This is a genomic window from Roseobacter sp. HKCCA0434, assembly GCF_032464675.1.
Lineage (GTDB): Bacteria > Pseudomonadota > Alphaproteobacteria > Rhodobacterales > Rhodobacteraceae > Pontivivens.
Window position 1 is genome coordinate 1 of record NZ_JAWDKL010000015.1, and the last position, 11,931, is coordinate 11,931.

General features: G+C 69.8%; 9 protein-coding genes. 8 read left to right on the plus strand and 1 reads right to left on the minus strand.

All coding sequences use genetic code 11. The annotated features are described in order from the left end of the window. The 3 genes from RX333_RS10485 to RX333_RS10495 form a co-directional block, all read left to right on the plus strand. A partial coding sequence (locus RX333_RS10485; RefSeq protein ID WP_316014892.1) for a DUF58 domain-containing protein occupies nucleotides 1-759 on the plus strand: 759 nt, incomplete at its 5' end. A gap of 24 nt (nucleotides 760-783) precedes the next feature. Beyond that, nucleotides 784-3,537, plus strand: coding sequence for a DUF4159 domain-containing protein (locus tag RX333_RS10490; RefSeq protein WP_316014893.1), 2,754 nt, complete (start codon nucleotides 784-786; stop codon nucleotides 3,535-3,537). Continuing rightward, nucleotides 3,534-5,618, plus strand: coding sequence for a hypothetical protein (locus RX333_RS10495; protein WP_316014894.1), 2,085 nt, complete (start codon nucleotides 3,534-3,536; stop codon nucleotides 5,616-5,618). Before RX333_RS10490 ends, RX333_RS10495 begins: the two co-directional genes overlap by 4 nt. Here the strand turns inward: RX333_RS10495 and RX333_RS10500 are convergent. Then, nucleotides 5,615-6,313 (minus strand): DUF599 domain-containing protein, encoded by a 699-nt coding sequence (locus RX333_RS10500; RefSeq protein ID WP_316014895.1) that lies wholly within the window; start codon nucleotides 6,311-6,313, stop codon nucleotides 5,615-5,617. The genes RX333_RS10495 and RX333_RS10500 overlap by 4 nt on opposite strands. A gap of 111 nt (nucleotides 6,314-6,424) precedes the next feature. Between RX333_RS10500 and RX333_RS10505 the strand changes: the two genes are divergently transcribed. The 5 genes from RX333_RS10505 to RX333_RS10525 all read left to right on the plus strand — a co-directional run bounded on the left by RX333_RS10505 (nucleotide 6,425) and on the right by RX333_RS10525 (nucleotide 11,764). Then, entirely contained in the window at nucleotides 6,425-7,888 is a 1,464-nt protein-coding gene (locus RX333_RS10505; protein ID WP_316014896.1) for an FAD-linked oxidase C-terminal domain-containing protein, read from the plus strand. 17 nt (nucleotides 7,889-7,905) lie between these two features. Beyond that, a complete protein-coding gene (locus RX333_RS10510; protein ID WP_316014980.1) occupies nucleotides 7,906-9,003 on the plus strand; it encodes an FAD-binding protein in 1,098 nt (365 codons plus the stop codon). A 52-nt stretch (nucleotides 9,004-9,055) separates the two neighbouring features. Further along, nucleotides 9,056-10,345, plus strand: coding sequence for a glycolate oxidase subunit GlcF (glcF, locus tag RX333_RS10515; RefSeq protein WP_316014897.1), 1,290 nt, complete (start codon nucleotides 9,056-9,058; stop codon nucleotides 10,343-10,345). Nucleotides 10,346-10,395: 50 nt separating this feature from the next. After that, nucleotides 10,396-11,169 (plus strand): trypsin-like serine peptidase, encoded by a 774-nt coding sequence (locus RX333_RS10520; protein ID WP_316014898.1) that lies wholly within the window; start codon nucleotides 10,396-10,398, stop codon nucleotides 11,167-11,169. 160 nt (nucleotides 11,170-11,329) lie between these two features. Further along, a complete protein-coding gene (locus RX333_RS10525) occupies nucleotides 11,330-11,764 on the plus strand; it encodes an Hsp20 family protein (RefSeq protein WP_316014899.1) in 435 nt (144 codons plus the stop codon). Nucleotides 11,765-11,931: the final 167 nt, after the last annotated feature.

Here is an 11,931-nt window from a genome sequence, read left to right on the forward strand (position 1 = left end):
GAACACGGCCGCCGCCGCGCCGGCGTGGGCGAGGAGTTCTGGCAGTACCGGCAGGCCGTGCCGGGCGACGCGGCGGGCAGCATCGACTGGCGCCGCTCGGCGCGCTCGGACGCGGCCTTCGTGCGGCAGACGGAATGGTCGGCGCCGCAGAGCGTGACATTCGCCGTCGATGCGGGGCGGGCGATGGACTATCCACAGGCGGGCGAGACGAAGCGGACGCGGGCGGGCCTGCTGGCGCTGTCGGCGGCGCTGCTGCTCAACCGGGCCGGGGAGCGGATCGGCCTGCCGGACCTGCCGCCCGCGCCGGGGCGCGCGCAGGTCGAACGGGTCGCCGAGACGCTCGGCGGCGAAATGCGCGCAGAGGTCGACAGGCTGGTTCCCCGCGTGCCCGAGCGGCGGCGCGGGATCGTGGTGATCCTGTCCGATTTCCTCGGCGACGAGGCGGCCCTGCGGGCCGATCTCGCGCATCTGTCGGGGGCCGGGCAGCGGGCCGTGCTGGTGCAGGTGCTGGACGAGAGCGAATTGCAGTTCCCCTTCGACGGGCGGGTGGAGTTCTCCTCGATGACCGGCGCGACCCGGTTCGAGACAGAGCGCGCGCGCTCGCTGCGGGAGCAATACCGCGCGCGGCTGGCGGCGCGGCAGGACCTGCTGGCGCAGGCCGCGCGGCGGGGGGGCTGGGATTTCACCACCCATCTGGTGCAACATGCGCCCGCGCGCGCGCTCTTGTGGTTGCACGGTGCGATCGCGGGCGCGCGGTGAGTTTAGGTTTGGGAGAGTAGCGGTTTGCTGACCATCGGAACGATCGGATTCGCGACGCCGCTGCTTCTGGTCGCGCTCGCCGCCTTGCCTGTGCTGTGGTGGCTGTTGCGCGCCACGCCGCCTGCGCCGGTTCGGCGTCGGTTCCCCGGCGTGTCGCTGCTGCTGGGTCTGCGCGACGAGGAGCGGATGCCCGCCCGCACGCCCTGGTGGCTGCTCGCCCTGCGCATCGCGGCGCTGGCGCTGGCGATCCTGGGTCTGGCCGGGCCGATCCTGAACCCGGTGGCGGAGGCGGAGCGCGGCGAAGGTGCGCTGCTGATCGCGATGGATGGCGGCTGGGCCAGCGCGCCCGACTGGGCGAATCGCCAGCGGGAGGCGCGGGCGGCGCTCGACCGCGCGGATCGTGCGGGGCGAACGGTCCATCTGGTCTCTCTCGCCGATCCGAACCCCGATCTCGGCCCGCGCCCGGCGGCGGAGTGGCAGGGTGTGCTCGACGATCTCGACCCTGCACCTTGGGCCCCGGATCGAGCGGCGTTCGCGGAGCGGCTGCGCGCGGGCGCGCTGGAGGATGTGGGAGCGGTGCTGTGGCTTAGCGACGGGCTGGGCGATGCGGGCGGGCTGGCGGAGCTGCTGCCGCGCGCCGAGGTGATCGTGCCGGAGGAGACTGCAGCGGCGCTGGCCCCCGCCCGATTCGAGGACGGGCTTCTGGTGACGGAGGTGCTGCGCGCCCCGGACGGTGCGGCGCGCGCCATGACGCTCGACGTGATCGGCACGGATCGCGATGGGGCGGAGCGGGTGCTGGACCGGCGCGTGGTGGAGTTGGAGGCCGGGGCGGAGACCAGCCGTGTCGAGATCGAGCTGCCGCTGGAGCTGCGCAACCGAGTGACCCGGCTGGCGCTGGCCGCGCCCGACCGCTCCGCCGGGGCGACGGTGCTGGCCGACGACGCCTTGCAGCGCAAGCGGATCGCGCTGATCTCGGCCGAGACGGAGGGCGAGGGGCAGGAGTTGACCTCGCCGCTGCATTACCTGCGCAACGCGCTGATGCCGATCGCCGAGGTGGTGGAGCCGCCGCTGGCCGAGGTGCTCGACACGCAGGCCGACGTGATCGTGCTGGCCGATGTCGCGCAATTCTCGGATGCCGAGCGGCAGGGGCTGGAGGAGTGGGTGGCCGAGGGCGGTCTGCTCGTCCGCTTCGCCGGGCCGCGCATGGCGGCGGAGGAGGAAGGCGACGCGACCCGCGATCCGCTCCTGCCGGTGCGGCTGCGCGCGGGCGGCCGCTCGCTGGGCGGAACGATGAGCTGGGGCGATCCGAAGCTGCTGCGCCCCTTCCCGGTCGGCACGCTGTTCGACGGGCTGGAGCCGCCCGAGGAGGTCGATGTGGTGCGGCAGGTCATCGCCGAGCCCGACCCGGATCTGAGCGAGCGCACGCTGGCGGCGCTGGAGGACGGCACGCCGTTGGTCACTGCGCGCGACGAGGGGCGGGGCCGGGTCATCCTGTTCCACGTCACCGCGACGCCGCGTTGGTCGAGCTTGCCGCTGTCGGGCTTGTTCCTCGACATGCTCGACCGGATCGCGCGCACCGCGCAGGGCGCCGAGCGCGAGGCGGAGATCGCGGAAGGCTCGCTGTGGGTGCCCGAGCGGGTGCTGACCGGGCGCGGCGACGTGATCGAGGCGGATCGCGCCGCGGGCATCGACGGCGCGCGGCTGGCGGCAGGCATGCCGGGGCCGGACGCACCGCCGGGGCTGTATCGCTCGGGCGTTCGGGGGCTGGCCTTCAACGTCTCGGACGGGACGGTGCCGCAGCGGATGGAGTTGCCGGGCGGGATGGCCGTGCGCGGCTTCGCCCCGGTCGCGGAGCGGGATCTGGCGGGGCCGGTGCTGGCGGCGGCGCTGGCGTTCCTGATCCTCGACGTGCTGGCCACGCTGGCGCTGGGCGGGCGGCTGCGCCCTGCGGGACGGGCCGGGATCGCGGCGATGCTGGCGCTGGTGCTGATGCCCGTGGAGGCGCGCGCGCAGCAGGGCGTGCGCGATGATCCGCGTGGGGTCTATGCGACGTCCGAGACCGTGCTCGCCTATGTCGCGACGGGCGATGCGGAGGTCGATCGGATCAGCCGCGCGGGTCTGCGCGGGCTGTCGGTGGTGCTGACCCGGCGCACCGCGATCGAGCCCGCCCCGCCGGTCGCCGTCGATATCGAGCGCGACGAGCTGGCGTTCTATCCGTTCCTCTACTGGCCGATGGTCGAGGGACAGGACCCGCCGGGGCCGGAAGCGGTCGCGCGGCTCAACACCTATCTGCGCTCGGGCGGGATGATCCTGTTCGACACGCGCGACGCGCATCTGACCGGCGGCGGCAGCGGGCCGGGCAACGCGATCCTGCGCCGTCTGGCCGGGGAGCTGGACCTGCCGCCGCTGGAGCGGGTGCCGGAGGATCACGTGCTGACGCGGACCTTCTACCTGCTCGACGACTTTCCGGGGCGCTATGTCGGGCAGCCCGTCTGGGTCGAGGCCTCGTTGACGCCGGAGGACGTGGAGGGCGTGCCCTTCCGAAGCCTCAATGACGGGGTCAGCCCGGTGGTGATCGGCGCGAATGACTGGGCCTCGGCCTGGGCGATGGACGAGAGCGGCGGCTTCATCCGGCCCGTCGGCCGCGGCATGGTCGGCGAGCGGCAGCGCGAGATGGCGCTGCGCTTCGGCGTCAATCTGGTGATGTACGTGATGACGGGCAACTACAAGTCGGACCAGGTGCATGTGCCGGCCTTGCTGGAAAGGTTGGGGCAATGAGCGGGACGATCATCTTCTCGCCGCTGATCGATTGGGTCTGGATCGCAGGGCTGGGGGCGGCGCTGCTGGCGGTCTGCCTCTATGCGGCTTGGATGAAGCTGGGCGGCTGGGTGCTGCGCGCGCTGGGCGGGGCGGTGCTGCTCGCCGCCCTCGCCGGACCCAGCTTGAAGGAGGAGGAGCGCGATCCGCTGACCGATATCGCCTTCCTGCTGGTGGACCGGTCGGACAGCCAGGGGATCGGCGCGCGACCCGATCAGGTAGCGGAGGCGGAAGCCGGGCTTGCCACGGCGCTTGACGAACTGGCGCGCGACGCCGAGGCCCCGCTCGACTGGCGGCGGATCGAGGTCGGCAACGCGGCGGAGGGTGATCGCGGCACGCTGGCCATGCAGGCGCTGGCCGAGGCGATGGCAGGCGTCGCCCCCGACCGGATCGCGGGCGCGCTGGTGGTCAGTGACGGGCGCGTGGCGGATATGGAGATGGCACCGGGCCTCGATGCGCCGGTGCACCTGATCCTGACGGGCGAGGCGGACGAGTGGGACCGGCGGCTGACGGTGGTGGATGCCCCGGCCTTCGGGATCGTGGGCGAGCGGGTGACGATGACCCTGCGCGTCGACGATCTGGGCGAGGCCCCGCGCGGCCAAGGGCTGATCCCGCTCGACATCTCGCTGGACGGGGAAAGCGTGCTGCGCGTGGCGGTGCCGACGGGCGAGGATCTCGACTTCGACGTACCGATCGAGCGGGGTGGGCGCAACATCCTGCAGGTCTCGGTCGAGGAGGCGGCGGGGGAGCTGACGCCGCGCAACAATTCGGCGCTGGTGGAGATCAACGGGGTGCGCGACCGGCTGCGGGTGCTGCTGGTCTCGGGCGAGCCGCATGCGGGCGGGCGCACGTGGCGCAACCTCTTGAAGTCCGACCCGTCGGTGGACCTGGTGCACTTCACCATCCTGCGGCCCCCGGCCAAGCAGGACGGCGTGCCGGTCTTCGAGATGAGCCTGATCGCGTTCCCGACGCGGGAGTTGTTCATGGACAAGATCGACGAGTTCGACCTGATCATCTTCGACCGCTACCGGCGGCGGGGCGTGCTGCCGCAGAGCTACCTCGCCAATATCGTCCGCTATGTCGAGGAAGGGGGCGCGGTGCTGGTCGCATCCGGCCCCGCCTTCGCCGGGGTTGAGAGCCTGTGGCGGACGCCGCTGGCCGAGGTGCTGCCCGCCGATCCGACCGCGCGGGTCTATGAGGAGGGCTACCTGCCGACGATTTCGGAACTGGGCGCGCGGCATCCGGTGACGGCTTCGCTGGAGGAGTATGCGCCGCGACCCTCGGTCGACGGGCTGCCAGGCTGGGGTCGCTGGTTCCGGCAGATCGACCTCGCGCAGCGGTCGGGCGATGCGGTGATGGAGGGCGTGGATGGACGGCCACTCCTGATTCTCGACCGACCCGGCGAGGGGCGCATCGCAATGCTGGCCTCCGACCACGCCTGGCTGTGGTCGCGCGGTTACGAGGGCGGCGGGCCGCAGGTCGAGCTGCTGCGCCGTCTCGCGCACTGGCTGATGAAGGAGCCGGAGCTGGAGGAAGAGGTGCTGACCGGGGAGGACGCGCGCGGCGACCTGATCGTCACGCGCCGGACCCTGCGCGACGTGCCGCCGGAACTGGAGGTCGAAAGCCCGGATGGGGAGGTCGCGACCCTCGTCATGGAGGAGACCGGCCCCGGCGAATGGCAGGCGGTGGTCGAAGATGCGGAGGATGGGTTGTGGCGGCTGCGGGATGGGGATGTCACGGGCGTCGCGGCGGTTGGACCCGCATCTCCGCGCGAATTCGTCGACGCGATCTCGACGGATGAGGTGATGGAGCCCTTGCTGACCGCCACGGGCGGCGATGCGCGGCGGATCTCGGATGGCTTGCCGGACCTGCGCCGTGTCGGCGAGGGGCGCAACGCCGCGGGGCGCGGCTGGTTGGGCCTCGCCGACCGGCAGGCCTACACGGTGACGGATGTGAGCCTGACGCCGCTAGCCCCCGCGTGGCTGGTGCTGCTGCTGGCCGCGGCCTTCATCATCGGGGCTTGGCGGGTCGAGAGCCGCTAGTCGGCCATCAGGGCGGCGCGCGAGCGCGAGAAGAACTCCCGCCGGATCAGCACGGTCGTGGTCACGATGGCCGCCGCGGCGAGCGCGAGTGGTCCGAGCAGCCACGCCATCGCGGTCAGCGCGTAGTAGATCGCGCGCAGGCCACGGTTGAAGGCGCGCGCGGCATAGGAGTTGAGCCGTGCGGCGCGGATACCGACTCGCTTCGCCTCCTCGGTCGTGCCGTCATTGGGCATCGCGGCCATGACGATGGCGCAATAGGAGAACAGCCGGTTCGACCAGACGAACTTGAGAAAGGCGTAGGAGGCGATTGCCAGCACAAGCAGCACCTTCAGCTGTACGGTCTGGATATTCGTCGGCGGCAGAATTCCCTGGCCAGCGTTCAGCAACAGCTCGGGCCGGCCGATGATGGCGAAGATGCCCCCGATGGCGAGCAGGGTGGTGGAGCCGAAGAAGGCCGTGCTCTGCCGGATGCCATTGAGGATCGCGCTGTCGAAGATGCGGACATCCCGCGCCGCCATCTCGTCCATCCAGCGGTAACGGTAGCGTTTCATCAGGACGTGGACCGAGGGCCGCGAGGTCTCGTCGCGTTCGATCCGCCAGGTGGAGCCGAGCCAGAGCGTCCAGAAGATCAGCATCGCCACGGCATCGAGCCAGTCGAAGGTGACGAGGATCATGCTAAGGTCGGTCAGGGTCACGGGCGGCGGCTCCTTTTGCCGCGCAGGTTAGGGCGGGGCGGCAGGAGAGAAAAGACTCGCGTCGCGAGGGATTGGTCATATAATCAGACCAATTCTAGCGAGAGGTCCGCCATGCAGATGCCCACGCCCGATGCGTCCGTGCTCAGCCGCAAGGCAGCTATCGTCGCGCGCCTGCAAGAGGTCCTGCCCGACGAGGCGGTGATCCATTCGGAAAACGAGGTGCGCGCCTACGAGTGCGACGCGCTGACCGCCTACAAATGCCCGCCGCTGGTCGCGGTCCTGCCGGCTACGACGGCCGAGGTCGCTGCGGTGCTGCGCATCTGCCATGACGAGCGGGTGCCGGTGGTGCCGCGCGGGTCGGGAACGTCGCTGGCCGGGGGCGCGCTGCCGACCTCGGACGCGGTGATCCTTGGAACCAGTCGGCTCAACGCCGTGCTGGAAACGGATTACCACAACCGCTTTATCCGCGTTCAGGCGGGTCGCACCAATCTGAGCGTCACCGGCGCGGTCGAGCAGGACGGGTTCTTCTACGCGCCCGACCCGTCGAGCCAGCTCGCCTGCGCGATCGCAGGCAATATCGCGATGAATTCTGGCGGGGCGCATTGCCTGAAATACGGCGTGACAACCAACAATCTGCTGGGCGTCACGATGGTGACGATGGAAGGTGAGATCGTCGAGATAGGCGGCGCGCATCTCGATGCGCCGGGCTATGACCTGCTGGGGCTGATCTGCGGCTCGGAAGGGCAGCTGGGCGTGGTGACGGAGGCGACGCTGCGCATCCTCGCCAAGCCCGAGGGCGCGCGGCCGATCCTCTTGGCCTTCGACGCGAACGAGGTGGCGGGGGCCTGCGTGTCCGACATCATTCGCGCAGGCGTGCTGCCGGTCGCGATCGAGTTCATGGACCGGCCCTGCATCGTGGCCTGCGAGCGGTTCGCGAAGGCAGGCTATCCCGATTGCGAGGCGCTGCTGATCGTGGAGGTCGAGGGTTCGGACGCGGAAATCGACGAGCAACTCGCCAAGATCAAGGAGATTGCGGCGCGCCACGACCCGGTCGAGATGCGCGAAAGCGGGTCGGAGGCGGAGTCGGCGGCAATCTGGGCCGGGCGCAAGGCGGCCTTCGGCGCGATGGGGCAGATCAACGATTACATGTGCCTCGACGGGACGATCCCGGTGGGCGAACTGCCGCGCGTGCTGGGCCGCATCCGGGAACTTTCCGCCGAATACGGGCTGGACGTGGCCAATGTCTTCCATGCAGGCGACGGCAATATGCACCCCTTGATCCTGTTCGACGCGAACAAGCCCGGCGATCTGGAGACCTGTGAGGCGATGGGGGCCGAGATTCTGAAGCTCTGCGTCGAGGTCGGCGGCTGTCTGACCGGCGAGCACGGGGTGGGGATCGAGAAGCGGGACCTGATGCACGTGCAATACGCGCCCGCCGATCTGGAGATGCAGATGAGGGTGAAGGATGTGTTCGACCCGATGTGGCTGCTGAACCCGGCCAAGGTCTTCCCGCTCGACGTGACCGAGGGGCGGCGCGATCCGCTGCGCGAGGCAGAGGCGCAGTCGGCGGCATGAGCGAGGTGATGGAGCGCCTGCGCCCGGCGGACGAGGCGGAACTGGCCGGAATGGTGCGCGCGGCGGCGCGGGACCGGCTGCGGCTGGAAATCCGGGGTGGCGGTACGCGGCCTCTGGGGAACAGGCCACGCGCGGAGGCGGTGCTGGAGACCGGAGCGTTGAGCGGCATCACGCTCTACGATCCCGGTGCGTTGACCCTGGTGGCGCGGGCAGGGACGCCGCTGGCCGAGATCGAGGCGGCGCTGGAGGCGGAGGGGCAGATGCTGCCCTTCGAGCCGATGGATCATTGTCGTATCCTCGGAACGGGGGGCGTGCCGACGATCGGTGGCGCGGTGGCGGTCAACGCCTCGGGGCCCCGGCGGATCAAGGCGGGCGCGTTGCGCGACAGCCTTATCGGGGTGCGTTTCGTGACGGGCGAGGGTGAGGTCGTCTCGAATGGCGGCCGGGTGATGAAGAACGTCACCGGCTATGACCTCGTGAAGCTGATGGCGGGATCGCACGGGACGCTGGGCGTGCTGACGGAGGTGAGCTTCAAACTGCTGCCGCGTCCGCAAGCGGTGGCGACCGTGGTGCTCGACGGGTTGGACGCCGCGGGTGCTGTGGCGGCGATGGCGGCAGCGATGCGGACACCCTACGATGTGTCGGGCGCGGCCCATGCGGACGGGACGGGCACCGTGCTGCGGCTGGAGGGGCTGGCGGATTCGGTGGGGTACCGGGCGGAGGCTTTGGTGAAAGCGCTAGCCGATCATGGCGCGGGCCGGATCGTGCCCGGTGCGGGGCCTTGGGCCGATCTGCGGGACGCGATGCCCGTGGCGGACGGGGCGGGCGATATCTGGCGGGTGTCCGTCCGGCCCAGCGATGGGGCGGCTGTCATCGCCGCCGCCGGGGCGGAGTCCGCCTTCCTCGACTGGCAGGGTGGGCTGGTCTGGCTTCGGATGCCGCAGGGCACGCCGCTGCGCGAGCGGATCGCCGACATTCCCGGCCATGCAACGCTGATCCGGGGCGAAGGGCCGCGCGCCTTCCAGCCCGAGCCGATGGCGCTCGCGCAGATCAGCCAGGGTCTGCGGGCGAAATTCGATCCGAAAGACATCCTCAATTCGGGCCGCATGGTCTGACCCACCCACTCATGACGGCCCCGGATCAGGTCCGGGGCGGGACGGCACCCAGATGCAGACGACCTTCAACCCTGAACAGTTGAGCGACCCGGCGATCGCGCGCTCGAACGAGATTCTGCGCTCCTGCGTGCATTGCGGGTTCTGTACGGCGACCTGTCCGACCTATCAGGTGCTGGGTGACGAGCTCGACAGCCCGCGTGGGCGTATCTACCTGATCAAGGACATGCTGGAGAACGAGCGCGTGCCCGATGCGCGCACGGTCAAGCATATCGACCGCTGCCTGAGCTGCCTCGCCTGCATGACGACCTGCCCGTCGGGCGTGCATTACATGCACCTGGTCGATCACGCGCGCGCTTATATCGAGCGGAATTACCGTCGCCCCTTCATGGACCGGGCGCTGCGCTGGACGCTGGCGCGCATCCTGCCGCATCCGACCCGGTTCCGAGCGGCGCTGGGGCTGGCGAAGCTGGGGCGGCCGCTGCGCCGGTTCCTGCCCGATCCACGGCTGCAGGCTATGCTCGACATGGCGCCGCGCGAGGTGCCGCCGCCCTCGCGCAATGACCGGCCACAGGTCTTCTCAGCGGACGGCGCGCGGGTCATGCGTGTGGCGCTAATGACGGGCTGCGCGCAGAAGGCGCTGAATACCGACATCAACGACGCGACCATCCGGCTCTTGCGGCGGCACGGCGTCGAGGTCGTGGTCGCGAAGGGTGCGGGCTGCTGCGGCGCGCTGACCCATCACATGGGGCAGGAGAGGCCGGCCCATGCCTCGGCGGCGGCGAATATCCGCGCCTGGATGGGAGAGATCGAGGGCGAGGGGCTCGACGCCATCGTCATCAACACCTCGGGCTGCGGTACGACGGTGAAGGATTACGGGCACATGTTCCGCAACGACGCGCTGGCGGCGGAGGCGGCCCAGGTCTCGGCCCTGGCGCGGGACGTTTCGGAGGTGCTGGAGAAGCTGGACCTGAAGGCGCAGGCGCAGCCGCTGCGCGTCGCCTATCATGCGGCCTGTTCCTTGCAGCACGGGCAGCAGATCAAGGCGACGCCGAAGAGCCTCTTGAAAAAAGCTGGGTTCGAGGTGGTCGAGCCGCGCGATGCGCACCTGTGCTGCGGCTCGGCCGGGACCTACAACCTGATGCAGCCGGAAATCTCCGGCGAGCTGAAACGGCGCAAGGTCGCGACGCTGGAAGCGACGTCCCCGCAGGTCATCGCCGCGGGCAATATCGGTTGCATGATGCAGATCGGCGCTGGAACCGGGGTGCCGGTGGTGCACACGGTCGAACTGCTCGACTGGGCGACGGGCGGGCCGAAGCCGCCCGCAGTCTGCCGGGACGATTGATCCCGGCGGAGTGCGGTGGCAGTCTGTGCCGATCCTCGAGGGGAGGTTCCATGCGTCTGATCGTGCTGATGTTCTGCCTGCTGGTGGCCTTGCCCGCCTTCGCGGACGGGCGGCGCCTGCTCGACCGGGAAGAGGCGGTCGACTGGCGGGCGGTCGGGCGGCTCAACATCGCCGGAACCGGGTTCTGCACCGGGGCGATGATCGCGCCCGACAGGGTGCTGACCGCGGCGCATTGCGTGTTCTCGGACCGGACGAGACGGCTGCACCGGCCCGACCAGCTGCATTTCGTGGCGGGCTACTACACGGGCGAATATCTCGCCCATCGGCGGGTGCGGCGCGTGATGGTTCATCGCGGCTACGATCCGCTGCGCGAGATGAGCCAGAGACAGATCACCGCCGATCTCGCCGTGCTGGAATTGAGCGAGCCGATCAACGACGTGCGTCCCTTCGACCGGGAACTGCGTCCGCGCGCAGGCGATCCGATCGTCGTCGTCTCCTATGCCCGCGATCGGCCCGAGGCCCCGTCGATCCAGGAGCCGTGCGAGACGATCGCGGTCGAGGACCGCTTCATCGTGATGGATTGCGACGTGACCTATGGTGCCTCCGGCAGCCCGGTCTTCACGGTCCGGAACGGGCGGGCGCGTATCTCGTCGGTGGTGTCGGCGATCGGCACGCGGCGTGGGGGGCAGCAGCGCGTGGCCTATGGCGCGGCCATCGACGATGGCGCGCTGGATTCGGTACTGCACGACATGGCACATGGCGACGCGGATCGCGGGATCCGGCGGCCCGGACGCTCGATCGCCGAGCAGTTGGGTCGCGAATGAACGGGACACACCGCGGCTCTTGAACCGCGCGGATCACCATCCCAAATGATGCTGCGTGAGGCGCCGATGACCGGGTCTCGCAGTAAGGCAGAAGTACGTGCCGGGATCGTCCCATCGGAGGTCTTGGCCAGAAGTATCGCTTTTCTTGAAAGGATGCGACATGCGCAATACCGATTTTTCGCCGTTCTACCGTTCCACCGTCGGCTTCGACCGTCTGTTCAACCTGTTGGACAACGTCGCCGATAACGGTCAGACCGGCTACCCCCCGTACAACATCGAGAAGACGGGCGACGACGCCTATCTCATCACGGTCGCCGTGGCGGGGTTCTCCGATGACGAACTGAACATCGAGGCCCGCGACGGGCAGCTCGTGGTGTCCGGCAAGAAGGCCGAGGACACGACCGAGCGCAAGTACCTGCACCGCGGCATCGCGAACCGTGCATTCGAGAAGCGCTTCCAGCTCGCCGACCATGTGCGCGCGACCGGTGCGCGGACCGAGAACGGCCTGCTGCACATCGAACTGGTCCGCGAGGTGCCCGAGGCGCTGAAGCCGCGCCGGATCGAGATCAGCGGCCCTCAGGCCATCGACGCCTGATCCATCCCTGATCGCACATTGCGCCGCCCCCGCCAGTCGGAGGCGGCGCTTTCGATTCAGGATCAACCGCACAAAATGAACACTGGTTCATTTTATGCTCTTTACGCGACGGAATTTCCCTGTGTACGCTTCGAGGCGAACACCGGGACGCAAGCGAAAGAATCTGT